The organism is Oceanithermus profundus DSM 14977 (assembly GCF_000183745.1).
Taxonomy (GTDB): Bacteria; Deinococcota; Deinococci; order Deinococcales; family Marinithermaceae; genus Oceanithermus; species Oceanithermus profundus.
Window position 1 is genome coordinate 1069539 of sequence record NC_014761.1, and the last position, 18560, is coordinate 1088098.

At 71.0% G+C, this 18560-nt stretch carries 20 protein-coding genes; 13 read left to right on the forward strand and 7 right to left on the reverse strand.

Annotated elements, in window-relative coordinates:
* Nucleotides 1–228: 228 nt before the first annotated feature.
* Entirely contained in the window at nt 229–1218 is a 990-nt protein-coding gene (locus OCEPR_RS05230) for a sugar-binding transcriptional regulator (protein ID WP_013457667.1), read from the forward strand.
* Here the strand turns inward: OCEPR_RS05230 and OCEPR_RS05235 are convergent.
* Genes OCEPR_RS05235 through OCEPR_RS05245 form a run of 3 tightly spaced genes read right to left on the reverse strand, consistent with a single transcriptional unit; the run spans nt 1215 to nt 3646 of the window.
* Entirely contained in the window at nt 1215–2207 is a 993-nt protein-coding gene (locus OCEPR_RS05235; RefSeq protein WP_013457668.1) for a hypothetical protein, read from the reverse strand. The two genes, OCEPR_RS05230 and OCEPR_RS05235, sit on opposite strands and share 4 nt — an antisense overlap.
* Entirely contained in the window at nt 2197–3081 is an 885-nt protein-coding gene (locus tag OCEPR_RS05240) for an LptA/OstA family protein (RefSeq protein WP_041554040.1), read from the reverse strand. Before OCEPR_RS05240 ends, OCEPR_RS05235 begins: the two co-directional genes overlap by 11 nt.
* 7 nt (nt 3082–3088) lie before the next feature.
* On the reverse strand, nt 3089–3646 hold the full coding sequence (locus OCEPR_RS05245; RefSeq protein WP_013457670.1) for a hypothetical protein: 558 nt from the start codon (nt 3644–3646) through the stop codon (nt 3089–3091).
* Between the two features lie 73 nt (nt 3647–3719).
* Here OCEPR_RS05245 and OCEPR_RS05250 point away from each other — a divergent pair, with 73 nt between their 5' ends.
* Genes OCEPR_RS05250 through OCEPR_RS05265 form a run of 4 tightly spaced genes read left to right on the forward strand, consistent with a single transcriptional unit; the run spans nt 3720 to nt 6431 of the window.
* A complete protein-coding gene (locus tag OCEPR_RS05250) occupies nt 3720–4085 on the forward strand; it encodes a hypothetical protein (protein WP_013457671.1) in 366 nt (121 codons plus the stop codon).
* Nucleotides 4086–4140: 55 nt separating this feature from the next.
* A complete protein-coding gene (locus OCEPR_RS05255) occupies nt 4141–4611 on the forward strand; it encodes a GreA/GreB family elongation factor (RefSeq protein ID WP_013457672.1) in 471 nt (156 codons plus the stop codon).
* A gap of 2 nt (nt 4612–4613) precedes the next feature.
* Nucleotides 4614–6110 carry a lysine--tRNA ligase gene (gene lysS / locus OCEPR_RS05260; RefSeq protein ID WP_013457673.1) on the forward strand — a complete coding sequence of 499 codons (1497 nt, stop codon included), beginning with the start codon at nt 4614–4616 and terminating at the stop codon, nt 6108–6110.
* Nucleotides 6111–6167: 57 nt separating this feature from the next.
* Entirely contained in the window at nt 6168–6431 is a 264-nt protein-coding gene (locus OCEPR_RS05265) for a hypothetical protein (RefSeq protein WP_041554042.1), read from the forward strand.
* Here the strand turns inward: OCEPR_RS05265 and sdaAA are convergent, their stop codons facing one another.
* The 4 genes from sdaAA to hemE are packed head-to-tail and all read right to left on the reverse strand — an operon-like array spanning nt 6432 to nt 10685.
* On the reverse strand, nt 6432–7298 hold the full coding sequence (sdaAA, locus tag OCEPR_RS05270) for an L-serine ammonia-lyase, iron-sulfur-dependent, subunit alpha (RefSeq protein ID WP_013457675.1): 867 nt from the start codon (nt 7296–7298) through the stop codon (nt 6432–6434).
* An 8-nt stretch (nt 7299–7306) separates the two neighbouring features.
* Entirely contained in the window at nt 7307–8692 is a 1386-nt protein-coding gene (gene hemG / locus OCEPR_RS05275; RefSeq protein WP_013457676.1) for a protoporphyrinogen oxidase, read from the reverse strand.
* Nucleotides 8689–9654 carry a ferrochelatase gene (gene hemH, locus OCEPR_RS05280; RefSeq protein WP_013457677.1) on the reverse strand — a complete coding sequence of 322 codons (966 nt, stop codon included), beginning with the start codon at nt 9652–9654 and terminating at the stop codon, nt 8689–8691. Before hemH ends, hemG begins: the two co-directional genes overlap by 4 nt.
* Complete coding sequence (gene hemE / locus OCEPR_RS05285) at nt 9651–10685, reverse strand: uroporphyrinogen decarboxylase (protein WP_041554044.1); 1035 nt, start codon at nt 10683–10685, stop codon at nt 9651–9653. The genes hemH and hemE overlap by 4 nt, the downstream gene beginning before the upstream one ends.
* A gap of 71 nt (nt 10686–10756) precedes the next feature.
* On the opposite strand from hemE, the gene aroE reads away from it, so the two are divergent.
* Genes aroE through OCEPR_RS05325 form a run of 8 tightly spaced genes read left to right on the forward strand, consistent with a single transcriptional unit; the run spans nt 10757 to nt 18550 of the window.
* A complete protein-coding gene (gene aroE / locus OCEPR_RS05290) occupies nt 10757–11551 on the forward strand; it encodes a shikimate dehydrogenase (RefSeq protein ID WP_041554046.1) in 795 nt (264 codons plus the stop codon).
* On the forward strand, nt 11551–12087 hold the full coding sequence (locus OCEPR_RS05295) for a DUF2179 domain-containing protein (RefSeq protein ID WP_013457680.1): 537 nt from the start codon (nt 11551–11553) through the stop codon (nt 12085–12087). The genes aroE and OCEPR_RS05295 overlap by 1 nt, the downstream gene beginning before the upstream one ends.
* The gene (locus OCEPR_RS05300) at nt 12084–12686 is read left to right on the forward strand and encodes an IMPACT family protein (RefSeq protein ID WP_013457681.1); all 603 of its coding nucleotides are present in this window, start codon (nt 12084–12086) and stop codon (nt 12684–12686) included. Before OCEPR_RS05295 ends, OCEPR_RS05300 begins: the two co-directional genes overlap by 4 nt.
* Nucleotides 12683–15202 carry a DNA polymerase I gene (gene polA / locus OCEPR_RS05305; protein WP_013457682.1) on the forward strand — a complete coding sequence of 840 codons (2520 nt, stop codon included), beginning with the start codon at nt 12683–12685 and terminating at the stop codon, nt 15200–15202. The genes OCEPR_RS05300 and polA overlap by 4 nt, the downstream gene beginning before the upstream one ends.
* Nucleotides 15203–15224: 22 nt before the next feature.
* Nucleotides 15225–16529, forward strand: a complete 1305-nt coding sequence (gene glmM, locus OCEPR_RS05310; RefSeq protein WP_013457683.1) for a phosphoglucosamine mutase — start codon at nt 15225–15227, stop codon at nt 16527–16529.
* A gap of 30 nt (nt 16530–16559) precedes the next feature.
* Nucleotides 16560–16853, forward strand: a complete 294-nt coding sequence (gene rbfA, locus OCEPR_RS05315) for a 30S ribosome-binding factor RbfA (protein WP_013457684.1) — start codon at nt 16560–16562, stop codon at nt 16851–16853.
* A 1-nt stretch (nt 16854) separates the two neighbouring features.
* Nucleotides 16855–17268, forward strand: coding sequence for an acyl-CoA thioesterase (locus tag OCEPR_RS05320; protein WP_013457685.1), 414 nt, complete (start codon nt 16855–16857; stop codon nt 17266–17268).
* 46 nt (nt 17269–17314) lie between these two features.
* A complete protein-coding gene (locus OCEPR_RS05325; protein WP_013457686.1) occupies nt 17315–18550 on the forward strand; it encodes an aspartate aminotransferase family protein in 1236 nt (411 codons plus the stop codon).
* Nucleotides 18551–18560 lie beyond the last annotated feature (10 nt).

The window sequence follows — 18560 nt, forward strand, 5'->3', positions numbered from 1 at the left end:
ACGTTCAACACCATGGCGTAGGGGCCTCCCGGGCGTCTGCGCTGAAATCACATATGACAGCGCGTTGTAACTTATGTGCACATCCTAAGTCGCGCCGCGAGAGCGTGTCAAGGGCCAGGCAACCCGGGAAAAGGCGCGCGCCATCGAACGACTGCTTGTGGGGGCGCTTCTTCGGTGTGTTAGAGTAATGTCACGTATGTGCACACGGGGAGAGGGAGGGCATCGTCGATGAATGAGGCCGAACGCGGAGCCGTCCGGGGCCGCCCGCGCGAAGACCGCCTCGCCTACCTGGCGCGCGTGGCTTCGCTTTACTACGAGGAGCAGAAGACGCAGCAGGAGATCGCCGCGTTGCTGGGCATCTCGCGCTCGGGGGTTTCGCGCCTGATCACCGAGGCCCGAGAGCGCGGGGTGGTGGAGATCATCGTGCACCACCCCTTGCAGACCTCTCCCGACCTGGCCGCGGAGCTGCAGCGGCGCTACGGCCTGAAAGACGTGCGGGTCCTGGCCGGCCGGGAGGAGGCCTACGAGCGCACCCTCAAGCGCCTGGGCGAGCTGGCGGCCCGCTACTTCGAGGACCTGCTCCACGACGGCATGACGATCGGGATCTCCTGGGGCGGGGCGCTGTACGAGATGATCCGTGCGATCCGCCCGCGCGTGCACGAGAACGTCGAGGTCGTCCAGCTCATCGGGGCGACGGGTGCCGAGGCCACGCCGACGAGCGGTCCCATCCTGGCGCAGCTGCTGGCCGAACGCCTCGGTTGCCGCAGCTACCAGCTGCACGCGCCGCTGATCGTGGACGGCGCGGCGGCGCGCCAGGCTCTCCTGGGCGAGCGCCACATCCGCGAGACGCTGGAGCGGGCCCGCAGGTCCGACATCGCCCTGGTGGGCATCGGCACCACCCGGTCCGGCTATTACAGCCTGGTGCGCGCCGGCTACCTCACCGAGGCCGAGGCCGCGGAGATCCGCAAGAGCGGAGCGGTCGGCGACGTTTGCGCGCAGCACTACGGCTTCGACGGCCGCTGGCTCGACATCGAGCTGAACCGCCGGGTCATCGGCATCGACCACGACGCCCTGCGCCGCATCGACACGGTGATCGGCGTGGCCGGGGGCGCGGTCAAGGCCCAGGCGATCCACGGGGCGCTGCGGGGACGCTACGTGAACGTGCTGATCACCGACGAGGCCGCGGCGCGCCGCCTGCTGGAGATGGAGGCGCCCTAGGGGGCGTCGTCGAAAACGGCTTCGATGCCTTCGAGCACGAGGAGTTCGCCCGAGTCGAGCCGGTAGCGCACGACGCGGCCGCGCACCTCGCCGTCGGGGCCCTTGCTGACCACGGGATCGCCGTACAGGTAGGCGTACCCCTCGGATTCGACCACGTAGGCGGCGTCCGCGCGGGTGGTGCGCTCCTCCTGCACCAGGACCACCTCCCCTTGCAGGGTGAGGGTGTCCTCGTCGAGGTCGTAGACGAGGGCCTGCGACGAGCCGCTCAGCGGTTTTTCCCCGGCGCGCTGGAGCCGGATGGGGCCGGTCACCCGCGCCTTCCCGGTCGCGTTGTCGTAGTCGAGGCGGCGCCCCCAGGCGCGGCTCTTTCCTTGCACCACCTCGACGGCCTGGTCGCCGTCCGAGAAGTTCACCTCGAAGCGGTCGGCGTCGGCGAGGTAGCGGACCTCGCCGTCGCCGAGCACGACCCGCTCCCGCACGCCCTTGACGCGTTCGACCTGGGCGATGTGGCCGTAGGCTTCGGTGTCCTCGCCGAAGCGGACCCGGGTGCGGTAGGGCGCGGGGTCGTAGATCAGGAAGCGTTGCAGGGCGTGATGGGCGGGCTCCGCCTCGGGGTGGGGGCGCAGCTCCAGCAGGTAAGCCCGACCGCCGCCGTCGTCGAGGTCGGGGTTGTAGACGGCCCAGACGAAGTCCCCGGTTTGCAGCGCCGGGTCCAGGCGCGTGCGCGCGTCGAACCAGAGCGCCACGCCCTGCACCCGCGCCCGGCGGGCGTCGGGGTCGAGCGCCTCGAGGAAGCCCGTCTGCACGTCCAGGTACTCGATGACGAAGACGTCGCTGACGTCGTCGGGGCTGGTTTTCACCGCAACGATGGGTTTCCCCTCGCGCTCGAGCTCCACCGTGGGGCAGTTGACGCAGGCCTCGTCCGGCTGCTGCGCCCCCGCCCAGAGCGCGAGCGCGAGGGCGAGGACGGCCGCGGCTCTATTCCCCAACCTTCTTGAACTCCTCGGCGGGCAGGGTGAAGGGTTTGCGGTAGACCTGCACCCGGTGCTTGTTGACGTTGTGCAGCAGCGTGCCGCCCGAGGTCTTGAACCCCTCGGCCGCGTTGACGCTGCGCGCGGGGTTGCCGATGACGATGGCCTCGCCGGTCTCGTCGTCGTAGTAGAGGGCGTCGCCGGTCGTGGTGATCTCGCCGTCGACCAGCTTCACCCCGCCGGTGGCGATCAGCTTCTTGCTGCGCGTGAGGCTGCGCACCTCGGGTGCGTTGATGACGAGCTCGCCGTCCTTGCGCTCGCGCACCAGCTTGACCGTGCCCTGGTCCATGGTGAAGACGGCGAGACCGCGTTCCTCTTCGTAGTAGACGCGGTCGGCCCACCCCTTCTGGTTTCCGCTCGCCAGGACCACCCCGCCCGACGAGGTCGAGATGTCGGTGTCAACGTCGAAGCTCATCTCCTGGGCGCGCACCTCCACGGGGTCTTCGCCTTCCTTGGCGGGCTCCTGGTGCATCTCGGCGGGCCCCGCCAGCACCCCCAGGCCGGTGGCCTCGGAGTAGACGAGCCGCGGGCCTTTGGCGGTGAGGCGGCCGCGCGTTACCGTGACGCCGCCCTCGAAGGTCGCGGTGCGCTCGCCCTCGGCGGCCTGCATGCTCTTGCCTTCGGGGGCCTCGAGCACCGCCTTGCTCGCCAGGATCTGCAGGTCGCCGACGGTGCCCACGATGCCGTCGGGCCGGTTGCTCTCGTAGATCCAGGGGCCGTTGCGCAGGTTGCCGCTGCGGCGGCCGTCCTCGTAGCTGATCTTGATGATGCGGCTGTTCGCGGCCGCCAGCGCCAGTGCGCCGATCAGCAGGAACCACAGGATTCGGGTCACGCGCGAGCTACTCATTGGGGGCACACTCCTTGACGTTGTCCATTTCGACGATGTCCTCTCCGTTTTCCCACGATGCCTCTTCCAGTTTAAAGTCCGAACGGAACCGCTCGCCGCGCACCGAGATCCCGGGGCCGGTGAGCGTGAAGGTGGGGGCGTAGAAGCCGCGGTCCTGGCGGATGCGCACCGGGGGTTCGCCCTCGCCGCCCAGCTTGATCTCGTAGCACTCGCGGGGGATGCGGATGACCGCGTAGGGCAGGGTGAGGTCGTCGTTGCGGTCGATGGTGACCTCGGGGGCGTCGAGGGTGAGGTCCAATTCGCCGTCGACGTAGCGCGCCCCCTCGCGCAGGCCGGTGGCCACCGAGGTCCTCTTGGCGGGGCTGTTCTCGATGCGCGCGGCGTAGAAGACCCATTCGGCCTTCGGATCCGAGCGCGGATAGAGCCGCAGCTTCACGCCGGTGAGTTCGACGCCGCGATCCCGCGGCGGCGGGCTGCTGACCGGAAGGTTCGCGAAGTAGTACGAGGCCGCGGCGATGCCCAGCAGCAGCAGCACGGCGTAACGGGTCACGGTTCCAGCCTACGGGCGGGCCTACTGAAAAGCGTGAAGCGACGCCCAAACCCGGGTGGGTATAGTAGGGGCGATGGCGGAGGACTGCGACGAACGCAGCATCATCGCACGCTACTTCCCGGGGACGCCGCCCGAGCTCTGGCCCGCGGGGGAGGTGCTCTATTACCGCGACGAGGAGGGGCGGATCGTCATCCGGGAGCACCCGCTGGAGCTGCGCTTCGAGGTGCTCGAGAAGGTCCCCAGCGGGAAGCCCGTCCTCTGCGACGCCTGCCGCCGGCAGATCGCCCGGCACGCCGCGGTCTTCGCCCGGGCGGAACTGCCCGCGGGGGAGGGGCGGCACTACCTCTACCGCAGCTTCTGCGCCGACACCCAGGCCTGCGCCGAGCGCGCGGAGCCCCGGTATTTGAGGGAAATCCTGGCGCGCGTTATACTGCACTGACCGACCCAGGGGCCCCCTGGGTCGTTCGCAGGCGGTCGCGCCCGAAGGAGGCAGCATGGCACGCGAGGTAAAACTGACCAAAGCAGGTTACGAGCGACTGCAGCTGGAACTGGCCGAAGAGAAGAAGCGCCTGGAGGAGGCCACCCGCATCCTTCAGGAGCAGATGGAGAGCTTCGAGGACTACGAAGATTCGGGGCTCGAGGAGGCCAAGCGCGAAAAGGCGCAGATCGAAGCCCGCGTCGACGCGCTCGAGGACATCCTGCACCGCGCGGTCATCATCGAGAGCGCCGAGGGCGACAAGGTCACCCTGGGTTCGGTCGTCGTCGTTCAGGACGAAAAGACCGGCGAGAGCCTGACCCTCCAGATCGTGGCCCCGGCCGAGGCGACGGTGCTCGAGGAACCCATGCGCGTCTCCGACGAGTCGCCCCTGGGCAAGGCGCTGCTGGGGCGCAAGGAGGGCGACAAGGTTCGGGTCGACACGCCCTCGGGCAAGCGGCGTTACCGCATCCTTTCCGTGGGTGCCTAACGATGCGGCCGCCCCCCGACCAGCTCAAGCAACGCCTCGCCAATCTGGAAGCCTTGGTCGAGGCCGGGTTCGAACCCTTCCCGTACCGCTACGAGAAGACCCACGACGCGGCGCAGATCCTCGAGGCCCACGCCGGCGCCGCACCCGAGCAGGCCTGGCCCGAGGAGCGCGTCCGCGTCGCCGGCCGCCTGGTCAGCCTGCGGCGGATGGGGAAGGTGACCTTCGCCCACCTGCTCGACGAGAGCGGCCGCATCCAGCTTTACCTGAGCCGCGACGCCACCGAGCAGTACCGCCTGCTCAAGAAGCTCGACATCGGCGACATCGTCGGCGCCGAGGGCACCGTCTTCACCACCAAGACCGGCGAGGTCACCGTCGCCGTCGAGCGGTGGCAGCCCCTCGTAAAGGCGCTGCGCCCGCTGCCCGACAAGTGGCACGGCATCAAGGACAAGGAGGTGCGCTACCGCCAGCGCTACCTCGACCTGATCGTCAACCCCGAGGTGCGCGACGTCTTCCGCACCCGCGCCCGGGTAGTCCGGCACATCCGCCGCTTCCTCGAGGAGCGCGGCTTCCTCGAGGTGGAGACGCCGGTCATCCTGCCCACGGCCGGGGGCACCGAGGCGCGGCCCTTCAAGACCTTTCACAACGCGCTCGCCCACGAGTTCGAGCTGCGCATCTCGCTCGAACTCCCCCTCAAGAAGCTGCTCGTCGGCGGCTTCGAGAAGGTCTTCGAACTGGGCCGGGTCTTCCGTAACGAGGGCATCGACGCCCAGCACAACCCCGAGTTCACGATGCTCGAGGCCTACTGGGCCTACGCCGACTACCAAGACATGGCGGAAATGACCGAGGCCATGCTTTCGAGCCTGGTGCAGGAGCTGACGGGCGGCTACACCCTCGCGTACCAAGGCCGGACGATCGACTTCACGCCTCCCTTCCGCCGACTCTCCTTCGTGGAGGTGCTGCGCGAGAAGGCGGGGCTCGACTTCGACCCCCTCGACCTCGACCGCCTGCGCATCTGGGCCGACGCCAAGCACCCCGAGCTGATCGAGGTGCCCAGCTACAAGCTCCTCGACAAGCTCTTCGAGCTCTACGTCGAGGAGGAGCTGCACGACCCCACCTTCGTCTTCGACTTCCCCGCGGTGATCAGCCCGCTGGCCAAGAAGCACCGCGAGCGGGAGGGCCTGACCGAGCGCTGGGACCTCTTCGTCGCGGGGATGGAGCTGGCGCCGGCCTATTCCGAGCTCAACGACCCGCTGGACCAGCGCGAGCGCTTCGAGGAGCAGGCGCGCCGCCGCGAAGGGGGCGACGAGGAGGCCCACCGCGTCGACGAGGACTTCCTCACCGCCCTCGAGCACGGCATGCCCCCGGCGGGCGGCATGGGGCTGGGCATCGACCGCCTGACGATGATCCTCGCCGACCAGCCCTCGATCCGCGACGTCATCCTCTTCCCGCTGCTGCGCCCGCGGGCGCCGGAGGGCGAGGGCGAAGCGCCGGAAAACTGAGCCGCGCCGCCACCGGCCGGGGGGACATACGCCAGACGCACGCCCGCTAAGCTGGCGGTGAAGGAGGTGGACGTGCTCAAGCCCCAGGTGGAGATCGAACACTTCAGGGTTCGCGTGCGCGGACCCCGCGAAACGGTGGAGCGCATCGCCGACCGCCTCATGTCGGCCGACTACCCCTACAGCACCGACGGCAGCCTCATGGGCGCGAAGTACGCCGAATTCATCGTCACCTTCGACGGCATCACCGAAGCGCAGTGGTTCGCCGGCGTCGCCAGCGACGAGCTCCTGGGCGAGGCGCTGGCCGAACCCGACGTCGAGTAGCTAGCTCGGGTCGTCCGACTCGCCGAGCGCCTGCTGGGCGAGTTTCTTTCCCGTGGGGGTCTGGGCCAGGCCGCCCTCGCCCGTCTCCTTCAGCTCCGGCGGCAGCAGCCGGCCGATGCTGGCCATGGCTAGGACGACCTCGTCGGCGGGGATGGGGCTTTCGATGCCGGTCAGCGCCTGCTGGGCGGCGCTGACCGCGTGCACCGCGTAGAAGCCGTTGCGCATCACGCAGGGCACTTCCACGAACCCGCCCACCGGGTCGCAGACGAGGCCCAGGGTGTTTTGCAGGGCCAGCCCCGCGGCGTGCACCGCCTGGGCGGCCGTGCCCTCGAGCAGCTCGACCACCGCGGCGGCGGCCATGGCAGCGCTCGAGCCGATCTCGGCCTGGCAGCCGCCGCTGGCCCCGGCGATGAAGATGGTGCGGCTGATGATCTGGCCCACCCCCGCGGCCAGCACCACGGGCATCAAGAGCCGTTCCTCGGGGATCCCCAGGTGGTCGGCGACGCCGAAGAGCGCCCCGGGCAGGGTGCCGGCGCTGCCGGCGGTGGGGGCGGCGACGATGCGGCCCATGCGGGCGTTCTCCTCATTGACGGCCATGGCGTAGGCCTGCACGCGCTTGAGCAAGGGGGCCTGCAGGGGATCGTCCGCCTCCCAGAGGGTCTGGGCGTTCCAGCCCACCATCCCGGCGACGCTCGGCGCCTTGGTGGCGAGCCCCTTCGTGATCGAGGCGCGCATGACCGAAAGCCGCTCGCGCAGCGGGGCGAGCACTTCTTCCTCGCTGCGGCCCGAGGCGGCCACCTCGTCTTCCAGCACGCAGCGCGAGGGCGCGTGGGGGCATCGGGCGAGTTCGCGCAGGGTCTTGGGCATGGCGCGGATCAGGGTTCCCGGGCGAGGTGATCGAGGGTGCGGGCGGCGGCGTCGCGGCCGTCGCGCACCACTTCCGGCAGCCCGACGCCGCGGTAGGCGGCGCCGATGAGCTCGAGCCCGGGCCAGCGGCTGCGGGCCGCTTCGATGCGGCGCACCCGGTCCAGGTGCCCCACGGTGTACTGGGGCATCCCGGCCTTCCAGCGGTAGGTCCAGACGGCTTCGTGGTCGGGGATGGGGCCGAGGATGCGTTCCAGGTCGCTGCGGGCCGCGTCGACGAGCCCCTTCTCGTCGAGCTCGGCCCCCGCTCCCGAGAAATAGGCGCGCACGAGCAGCTTGCCGTCCGGGGCCCGTCCGGCCCACTTGCGGCTGAGCCAGGTAAAGCCGCGGGCCCGGGTGCCTTCGCCGGCGGCGACGAGGATCCCGTGCCCCACGACCTCGGGGAAGCGGCCGCGGTCGAAGGCCAGGGTGACCGTGGCGGTGTCCCCGTAGGGGATCTCCCGCAGCGGCGCGGCCAGCTCGGCGTCCAGCGGCTCGAGCAGCTCCCCCGCCACGCGGGCCGGGACGGCCAGGACGAGGGCGTCGAAACCCTCGGTGCCCCAGGGTCCGAAGAGCTGCCAACGACCCTCGCCGTATTCGAGGCGTTCCACGGGGGCGCCCAAGCGCCAGTCCACCCGGTCGGCGGCGCGGGTCAGCGCCTCGACGACCCGGCCCAGCCCTCCTTGCAGGGAGGCGAAGAGGCTCCCGCCCTCGCGGCTGCCCCGGCGCCGCCGCATGGCGCGCAGGGAGCCAAGGATGAGCGAGCGGCTGCGGGCCTCAAGCTCCTTGAGCATGGGGAAGGCGGCGAGGGTCGAGAGCTCGTAGGGGTCGCCGCCGTAGATGCCTCCGGTCAGCGGGGCCGCCAGGTTCTCCCAGACCTCGCGCCCGAGCCTGCGTTGCACGAAGGCGCCGAAGGGCTCGTCGCCTTCGGGGCCGCGCGGCAGGAAGAGGTCGAGCGCCGCGCGCAGCTTACCCGCCGGCGAGAGCAGCGGCGTGCGCACGAGCGGGCCGAGGCGCGAGGGGATGACGACGTTCAGGCCTTCGGGCAGCGGGTAGCCGCGGCCGCCCTTGAAGATCAGGGCGGCGGGCTTGGCGGGGGTGGTGCCCACCACCTCGCCCTCGAGCCCCAGCTCGCGCACCAGGTCGAGGAACCAGGGCTTGTAGCGGACCACCGCGTCGGGGCCGCCCTCGAGCCGGTAAGGGCCGGACTGCACCGAACGGACCTTGCCCCCCAGCCGCCGGTCCGACTCGAAGAGCACGACCTGCAGGGGCCGGCCGGCCGCTTCCGCGGCGCGTTGCAGGTAGTAGGCCGCCGCCAGCCCGGCCATGCCGCCGCCGACCACCGCCGCTTTCTTCACGGCGCGCCCTCGTACCAGGCCCGTTCGACCAGGTCGGCCAGCACGGCGACGTAATCGTCCGCGTCGTTAAGGCTTTCCGCGCGCACCAGGTGCACCCCGAGCTCGGCCGCCGTCTGACGGGCCTCGAAGTCGAGGTCGTAAAAGACCTCGAGGTGATCGGCCGGGAACCCCACGGCCGCCACGACGGCCTCCCGCAGCCCCGCGGCCGCGTCCTCGCGCAGCGCGTCGTTGATGTCGGGGCCGAGCCAGTCCTCGTCGGTGCGGCCCGCCGACTGCCAGGCCACCCGCCAGCGGGGCAGCCCGAGCCGCTGCGCGACCGCCTGCGCCGTGGCCTCGACCTGATCGGGGTAGACGCCGCCGTCGGCCTCGACGGAACGGAGGGGGATGGAGTGGGCCGTGAAGTAGACGACGGCGCGCTCCGGATCGCGGATCCGCCACAGGGCGCGGTTGACGCGCTCGGCCACGGCGGCCACGTACCCCGGGTGGGCGTAGTACTCCTGAACGAAGCGGACCGTGAAGGGCTCGCCCAGCTCGTCCAGGGCCAGATCCACGCGCTCGCGGTACTCGGCGATGGAGCGCAGCGAGTAGTGGGGGGCGGCGACGACCGCGACCGCCCGGTCCACGCCTTCCTCGGCCATCTGGCGTACGGCCCCGGCGATGTAGGGGGCGTTGTGCTTGGCCCCGACGTAGACGCGCGCGTCGTCCCGGGGGTCGCGCGGCTCGGGGGCGGTGGCGAGCCCCCGGGTAAAGCGCGGCAGGCGGCGGTTCAGCTCGCCCTCGAGCTTGCGGGCGAGGGAGAAGGTGATCTCGTTGAGCGGGCTCTTGCCGATCAGGCGGTAGCGCTCGCGCAGCTCCTCGAGCAGCGCGGGCGGAGGGGCGTGGCCGTGGCGGATGTCGGTGTAGTAGTCGGCGAGCTCCCCCTCGTCGTAAGGGGTTCCGTAGTACATCAGCAGGACGTTCATGCGCGCACCTCGCTCAGGGAGTGGACGAGCTCCACCGCCCTGCGCACCGCGTCCGGCGGCGTGCCCGGGAGGATGCCGTGGCCCAGGTTGAAGATGTGCCCCGGGCGGCCGGCGTTCGCCGAGAGGACGGCTTCGACGCCGCGGGCGAGGACCGGTTCGGGGGCGAAGAGGAGGGTGGGGTCGAGGTTCCCCTGCACCGGGCGGGCGCCCAAGCGGTCGCGCGCCCAGTCCAGCGGGGTGGTGGTGTCCACGCCGATGACGTCCCCCCCGGCCTCGGCCATGGGGCTGAGGAGGTGCATCGTCTGGGTGCCGAAGTGAACGACGGGGACGCCCAGGGGCTTCAGGGCCTCGAAGAGCCGCCGCATGTGCGGGGCGACGTAGCGCTCGTAGTCGTGCCGCGTCAGGCGGCCCACCCAGCTGTCGAAGACCTGGAGTGCGTCCGCTCCGGCCCGGGCCTGGGCGCTCAGGTACTCGACCATCGCGTTCGTGAGCGTGCGCATCAGCAGGTCCCAGGCCTCCTCTTCGGCGTACATGAAGCCCTTGACCTTGACGAAGTTCTTGCTGGGCCCCCCCTCGATCAGGTAGCTCGCGAGGGTGAACGGCGCTCCGGCGAAGCCGATCAGGGGCACCTCGAGCTCGGCCTTGAGGATGCGAATGGCCTCGAGCACGAAGGGGGTGTGGGCCTCGGCCGAGAAGAGGTGGATGCGGCGCACGTCCTCGGGGGTGTCGATGGGATTGTGGATCACGGGCCCCTTGCCCTCGACGATGTCGAGGTCGAAGCCCATGCCGTAGAGGGGGGTGGTGATGTCGGCGAAGAGGATGGCCGCGTCGAACCCGAACTGCTGCACCGGTAGCCGCGTCACCTCGGCGGTGACCTCCGGGTGGCGCACGATCTCGGGCAGGGTGTAACGTTCACGGATCTTGCGGTATTCCGGTTGGTAACGACCGGCCTGGCGCATGAACCAGACCGGGGTGTAGGGCGTGGGCTCGCCCCTGGCGGCGCGGAGAAAGACGTCGTTCACGTACGTGATTGTAACGCGCTTTCATGGGAAGCGGGCGAGACCGGTTGGTATTTTTCGCCGCGTCCTGACACAATGAAAAGGTGCAGCTCGGACTGATCGGCGACCCCGTCCACCATTCGAGGAGCCCCGCGATGATGAACGCCGCGCTGGCGGCCGCCGGGCTGTCCGGCCGTTACCGCCTCCTGCCCACGCCCGCGGAGGCCCTGGCCGCCCGGCTGGCCGAGGTGCGCGCCGAATTCGCGGGGGTGAACGTGACCGTGCCGCACAAGCGCCGGGTCCTCCCCCTTCTCGACGAGCTCGATCCCGTCGCGGCGGCGATCGGTGCGGTGAACACGATCGTCAACCGCGAAGGCCGGCTCGTGGGCCACAACACCGACGCCGACGGCTTTTACTGGGCCCTGGAGCGCGACGGGCTCTGCCCCGGAGAGGCGCTCGTGCTGGGCGCGGGCGGGGCGGCCCGCGCCGTCGTCCACGCCCTGGTGACGAGGGGCTGGCTCGTGGGGGTGTACAACCGCACCCTCGCGCGCGCCCAAGGCCTGGTCGAGGAGGTCGGCGGCTGGTTGGTAGTCCCGCAGAAGCTGGAAAAGGCGGTGCGCCGCACCCCGCTGCTCGTCAACGCCACCTCCGTCGGCCTCGATGATCCGGAAGCCTCGCCGCTGCCTCCGGGCGTCCTGCCCGAGTCGGGGGGCGTCGTCGACCTGGTCTACCGGCCGTTGGAAACCCGTTTGCTGCGGGAGGCGCGGGCGGCCGGGCTGGCCACCCAGGACGGGCTGGCGATGCTTCTGGGTCAGGGGGTGCGCGCCTTCGAGCTCTGGACCGGGCGGCCGGCCCCGGTCGCCGTCATGGAGCGGGCGCTGCGGGAGGAGGGACGGTGATGGAGCTGCTGCTCTCGGCGCTGCTGGTCTTCGCCCTAAGGCTGCTCGACGTGCCGCTCTCGACGGTGCGCATGCTCTACATGGTGCGCGGGCAACGGGGGGTGGCCGCGGCCCTGGCCTTCTTCGAGGCGCTGATCTGGCTGGTCGCGATCACCCGGGTCTTCGCCCACCTCACCTCGCCGGTGCAGTACCTGGGCTGGGCGCTCGGTTTCGCCGTCGGCACCGCGCTGGGCATGGGCGTCGAGGGCTGGCTGGCCCCGGGGTACGTTACCTTGCGCATCATCACCCGAGGCTCGGCGCGGACGCTCGTCGACCGTCTGCGGGGCGCCGGCTACGGGGTGACCGAGGTCGAGGGCCGCGGGCTCGAGGGTCCGGTCGCCGTGCTCTACGTGGTGGTGCAGCGGCGCAGCGTGCGCCCGCTGCTGCGGCTCGTCGAGGCCCACGACCCCAAGGCCTTCATCACCCTCGAGCAGACCCAGCGCGCCCGCGGCGGGCACGTCCGCGAGCGGCCGCTCTGGGGCGGGGTGCGCAAGTGAACCCGGACCGGCCGCTGCGCACCCTGGCGGAGCCCGCGGGCTACGAGGAGGAGATCAAGAAGAGCCGCTTCGTCTGCGCCGCCGCGCGCGCCGACGACCCCGAGGAGGCCCGGCTCTTCCTGGAGTCGGTGAAGGACCCCGCCGCGACCCACAACTGCTGGGCCTACAAGATCGGCTCCGCCTACCGCTTCGCCGACGACGGCGAACCGGGGGGCACCGCGGGGCAGCCCATCCTGCGGGCCATCGAGGGCCACGGCCTCGACCACGTCGTGGTGGTGGTGACCCGTTACTTCGGCGGCGTCAAGCTGGGGGCGGGCGGGTTGGCGCGCGCCTACGGCGGCGTCGCCGCCGAGTGCCTGCGGAGGGCGCGGATCCTCGAGATCCAGCCCAAGCGCCGCCTCCAGGTTGCGATCCCCTACGCCCTGAGCGCCAAGCTCTACCCGATCCTCGTCGCCGCCGGCGCCCGGCGGCTGGGGGAGGCCTACGCGAGCGATCACCTGGTCTGGGAGGTGGAGGTTGACGCCGCCCGGGTCGGTGAGCTGGAAACCGCGCTGCGCGACGCCAGCAAAGGCAGCGTGCGCGTGCAGCCGTTAGAATGAACGGCGTGCAGCAGCCCGGCCTCTTCCAAAGCAAACCCGAGCGCATCGTCCTGGTGGACGGCCACCACCTGGCCTTCCGCAGCTACTACGCACTCAAGGACGCGGGGCTCTCCACCAGCAGCGGCGAGCCCGTTCACGCGGTCTACGGCTTCGCCCGAACGCTGCTCAAACTGCTGCGCGAGGACGGCGACTGCGTGATCGTCGTATTCGACGCCCCGGGGCCCAGTTTCCGGCACGAGGAGTTCGCCGGCTACAAGGCCCAGCGGGTCGCCCCGCCCGAGGACTTCAAACCCCAGGTCGAGAAGATCAAGCAGCTCGTCGACCTCCTGGGGCTGGTGCGTCTCGAGGTGCCCGGAGTCGAGGCCGACGACGTGCTGGCCACCCTGGCCCGGCGCGCCGAGCGCGAGGGGTACGAGGTCGTCATCCTCACGAGCGACCGCGACACCTACCAGCTGCTCACGGACCGCGTCGTCGTCGTCACCCCCGACGAGCGCCGCATCACCCCCGACTACCTGCGCCAGAAGTACGGGGTCGGCCCCGAGCAGTGGGTCGACTACCGCGCCCTTACCGGCGATCCCTCGGACAACATTCCTGGCGTGCGCGGCGTCGGCGCCAAGACCGCGGCCAAGCTGCTCGCCCGGTGGGGCAGCCTCGACCGCATCTACGAGCACCTCGACGAGGTCACCCCGCCCGGCGTCCGCAAGAAGCTGGAAGAGGGCCGTGAGGCGGCGTTCTTTTCTCGGGAAATATCGCGCATGCGCGCGGACGTGCCGCTCGACGTCGACCTTACGGGCTGCCACCGCAACGAGGTGGACCGCGAGGGGCTGCGCCGTTTCCTGCTCGACCTGGAGTTCGGCACCCTGCTCCGGGAGCTGGGCCTGATCCAGGCCCCAGAGGCCCAGGAAGCCGCGTGGCCTCCGCCCGAACGGGCCTGGCTGGGCTACGTCTTCGACCGCCCCGAGCCGATGTGGGCCGAGCTGGGCCAGCTGGCCGCGGCCTGGGACGAGCGGGTGGCCGAGGGGCCGGCGCGCGCTCTCGAGCTCGAGCGCTTTCCCCAGCTCGACGCGGTCCAGGCGAAGGACCTGACCGTCTGGGCGTTGCGGGAGGGGGTGCGCGCCCGCCCCGGCGACGACCCGCTGCTGCTCGCCTACCTCTACGACCCCAGCAACAACCAGCCCGCGAGCACGGTGCGCCGCTACGGCGTGGGCGACTGGACCGACCGCGCCCGTGACCGCGCCCTCGCCGCCCGTTGGCTCTGGCGGGAGATGAGCGACCGGCTCGAGGGGGAGGAGCGGCTGTGGTGGCTCTACCGCGAGGTCGAGCGGCCGTTGCAGGGCGTGCTGGCGGCCATGGAGCGCCGCGGCGTGAAGCTCGACGTCGACTACCTGCTGGCCCTTTCGCAGGAGCTCGCGGCCGAGCTCGAGCGCCTCGAGGCCGAGATCCACCGCCTCGCCGGCCACCCCTTCAACCTCAACTCGCGCGACCAGCTCGAGACCGTCCTCTACGACGAGCTCGGCCTGGCCGCCGGCCGCCGCACGGCCAAGACCGGCAAACGCTCCACCTCGGCGAGCGTCCTCGAGACCCTGCGCGGGGCGCACCCCATCGTCGAGAAGATCCTGCAGTACCGCGAGCTTGCCAAGCTCAAGGGCACCTACCTCGACCCGCTGCCCAAGTTGGTGCACCCGCGAACGGGCCGTTTGCACACCCGCTTCCACCAGACCGGCACGGCCACCGGGCGGCTCTCCAGCTCCGACCCCAATCTCCAGAACATCCCCATCCGTACCGAGATCGGGCGCCGGATCCGGAAGGGCTTCGTCGCCGGCGAAGGCTACCTGTTGGTCGTGGCCGACTACTCGCAGATCGAGCTGCGGGTGCTCGCCCACCTCTCGGGCGACGAGAATCTTATCCGCATCTTCCAGGAGGGGCGCGACATCCACACCCAGACGGCCGCCTGGATGTTCGGGGTCGAGGACGTGGAGGTGGACCCCTTCCGCCGCCGCGCCGCCAAGACGATCAACTTCGGCGTCCTCTACGGGATGAGCGCCCACCGCCTGAGCCGCGAGCTGGGCATCGACTACGGCGAGGCCCAGGCCTTCATCGACCGCTACTTCGACTCCTACCCGGGGGTGCGCGCCTTCATGGAGCGCGTCCTCGAAGAAGCCCGCGAGCGCGGCTACGTCGAGACCCTGTTCGGTCGCCGCCGCCACGTGCCCGAGCTGCTTTCCAAAGCCCGCAACGTGCGCGAGGCGGCCGAGCGGGTGGCCTTCAACATGCCGGTGCAGGGCACCGCCGCCGACCTGATCAAGCTGGCCATGGTCAAGCTGGCTCCGCGGCTCGAGCCCCTGGGGGCGGCGCTGCTGCTCCAGGTGCACGACGAGCTCGTCGTCGAAGCGCCCGAAGAGCGCGCCGCGGAGACCGCCCGCGTCGTCAAGGCGACGATGGAGGAGGCCTGGAGGCTGGACGTCCCCCTGGCCGTCGAAGTGGGCGTCGGTCGCGACTGGCTCGAGGCGAAGTGACCCGGCGGTATACTGGCCCGGTATGAAGCGACGCTACTTCGGGACCGACGGCATCCGCGGCGAGGCGGGGCGCGAGCCCCTGACCCCCGAGTTCGTGCTGCGCCTGGGTCAGGCCGCGGGCCGCTACCTGCGCCAGCAGGCCGAGCGCCCGGTGGTGCTGATCGGCAAGGACACCCGCGAGTCGGGCGACCTGCTCGAGGCGGCGCTGGCCGCAGGTCTGCTCAGCCAGGGCGTGGCCGTCGAGCACCTGGGCATCCTGCCGACCCCCGGCGTGGCCTTCCTGACCGCGGAGCTGGGGGCCGACGCCAGCGTGGTCATCTCGGCGAGCCACAACCCCTATCAGGACAACGGCATCAAGTTCTTCGGCCCCGGCGGGACCAAGCTCTCCGACGAAGCCGAGGCGGCGATCGAGGAGCTGCTGGGGGCCGACCTGGGAACGACCCGCATCGCCACGGTGCGCAACCACCAGGAGGCCGAGCGCATCTACATGGACCGGCTCGCGCGCATCGGACCCCGGCTCGACGGCCTGCGCGTGGCCATGGACACCGCCAACGGCGCCACCTACCGGGTGGCCCCGCGGGTCTTCCAGCGGCTGGGCGCCGAGGTCTTCGCCGTCTTCACGACGCCTGACGGGCGCAACATCAACAAGGGCTGCGGCTCGACCCATCCCGAGACGCTGGCGCGGATCGTGCGCGAGGGCGGGTTCGACCTGGGCGTCGCCTTCGACGGCGACGGCGACCGGGTGGTGTTGATCGACCACGAGGGCCGCGTGGCGAGCGGCGACCACCTGCTCTTCATCAACGCCGTGGTGCGCGAGGAGCCCCTGGTCGTGGGCACGATCATGAGCAACCTGGGGCTCGAGCGCGCCCTACGGGAGCGGGGCGTCGCCTTCGAGCGCACCCCCGTGGGCGACCGCTACGTCTACGAGGCGCTGCTGCGGCGGGGGGGACGGCTCGGAGGCGAGCAGAGCGGGCACGTCCTCTTCCTCGACCACCTGCCCACCGGCGACGGCATCCAGACCGCATTGCTCACCCTCGCCGCGGTCCAGGAGTCCGGGCGGCCGTTCGAGGCCTGGGTGGACGCGCTGCCCATGTACCCGCAGACCCTGGTCAACGTTCCCGTCGAGGACAAGCGGCGCGTCATGGAGCACCCCGAGCTTCCGGACTGGATCGCCCGCGCGGAGGCGATGCTGGGCGGCGGGCGGATCAACGTGCGCCCCTCCGGCACCGAGCCGCTCGTGCGCATCATGGCCGAGGGCCCCGAGGAGCGTGCGGTGCACGAAGCCGCGGCCTGGCTGAAAGCGCGCATCGAGGCCGCGGTAGAATGAAAAACGCGGCAGGGCCGCGTGGGGGAGACGATGAGCCACAAGACCCTGAGCCGCCTGGAGCTCCACGTGGCGCGGGCGCTCAGCGCGATCATCCACGACATGAAGGACCCCCGACTGCCCATCGTGGTGACGGTGGAGCGGGTGCGCCTCAGCCCCGACCTCTCGCAGGCGCGGGTGCTGGTGAGCGCGCTCGAGCGCTCCCAGGAGACGGCCGAGCTGCTCAACCACGCGCACCGCTACCTGCAGGAGGAGCTCGCGCACGCGATGGAGCTGCGCCGCATCCCCCGCCTGCGCTTCTTCGCCGAGCCGCGGGAGGTGCTCTAGGGTGTCCGCCTTGAGCCGTTTTCCGGTTCGCTACGCCGAGACCGACCAGATGGGGGTGGTCCACCACGCCGCCTACGTGCCCTGGCTCGAACAGGGGCGGGTCGACTGGCTGGCCGCGCAGGGCGTCTCCTACGCGGAGCTGGAGCGCTCGGGCGTCTTCTTCCCGGTGGTGGGGCTCGAGCTCGCCTACCGCAGGGCCCTGCGCTTCGGCGATACGGTTCAGGTCGAGACCCGGCTCACCGGGCTCGCCAGCCGCAGGCTCGTCTTCGTCTACCGAGTCTTTCGCGAAGGCGATGCGGAGCCGGCGGCGACCGGCCGGAGCGTGCACGTCCCGCAGGACGCCGCGGGCCGCATCCGCCGCCTCCCCGAAGCCCTCTTCGAACGGCTGAAGGCGGCCGCCGAACGCGAAACTTGAGTGTGCTATACTAAAGGTGCGCTCCGCACCGAAGGAGCTTTTCTGCATGAACGCCTTCGAACTCTACGAACGACACGTCAACCCCGGTCTCGCCGGCCTGCTGCGCTTCACCGGCCTCGACGTGGTCGAGGACCACGCCGAAGGCATGTACGTCTGGGACACCCAGGGCAAGCGCTACCTCGACTTCCTGGGCCTTTACGGCACCCTCAACCTGGGGCACCGCCACCCCCGGGTCGTGGAGGCCGTGAAGCGGCAGCTCGACCGCATGCCCATGTCGGTGCGGGTGATGATCTCGGAACCGACGGCGCGGCTGGCCGCCCGGCTGGCCGAGATCACCCCCGGCGACCTCTCCATGACCTTCTTCGGCAACTCGGGCGCGGAGGCCGTGGAGGCCGCGTTCAAGCTGGCGCGCATGCACACCGGCAAGCCCGAGATCGTCACGACCGAGAAGGGCTTCCACGGCAAGACGATGGGCGCGCTCTCGCTGACCCCCAAACCCGAGTACCAGGAGCCGGTGGCGCCGCTGGTCCCCGGCGTAAAGGTCGTCCCCTTCGGCGACGCGGACGCCGTGGCCGCGGCCATCGGCCCCGATACCGCCGCCGTGATCGTCGAGCCCATCCAGGGCGAGGGCGGCATCAACCTGCCCCCGGAGGGTTACCTGCGCGAGCTGCGCCGCATCACCGCCGAACGCGGGGTGCTGTTGATCTTCGACGAGGTGCAGACCGGGATGGGCCGCACCGGCAGGCTCTGGGCGAGCGAGTGGGAGGGGGTCGCCCCCGACCTGCTCACCAGCGCCAAGGCGCTGGGGGGCGGGGTGATGCCGATCGGCGCCGTCGTCGGCCGCGCCGAGCTGTTCGAACCCTTCCTCGAGAACCCGCTCGTGCACTCGTCCACCTTCGGCGGCAACCCGCTCGCCGCGGCCGCGGCGCTCGCGGCCATCGAGGTGACCCTCGAGGAGGACCTGCCCGCCCGGGCGCTCGCGATGGGCGAGCGGTTGATGCAGGGCCTGCGCGAGCTGGCCGCGCGTTTCCCCGAGTTGATCGCCGAGGTGCGGGGCAAGGGGCTGCTCGTCGGCCTCGAGTTCACCGACGCCGACATCGGCGCGATCGCCATCAGCGAGCTGGCCGCCCGCGGCGTGCTCACCGCCTTCGGGCTCAACAACCCCAAGGTGGTGCGGCTGGAACCGCCGCTGATCGTCGAGGAAGTCCACATCCAGGAGGCCCTCGAGGCCCTGGAGCAAAGCCTCAAGGCCACGCTGGAGATGCTCTCCGGCGTGCTCTGAAAACCAACGT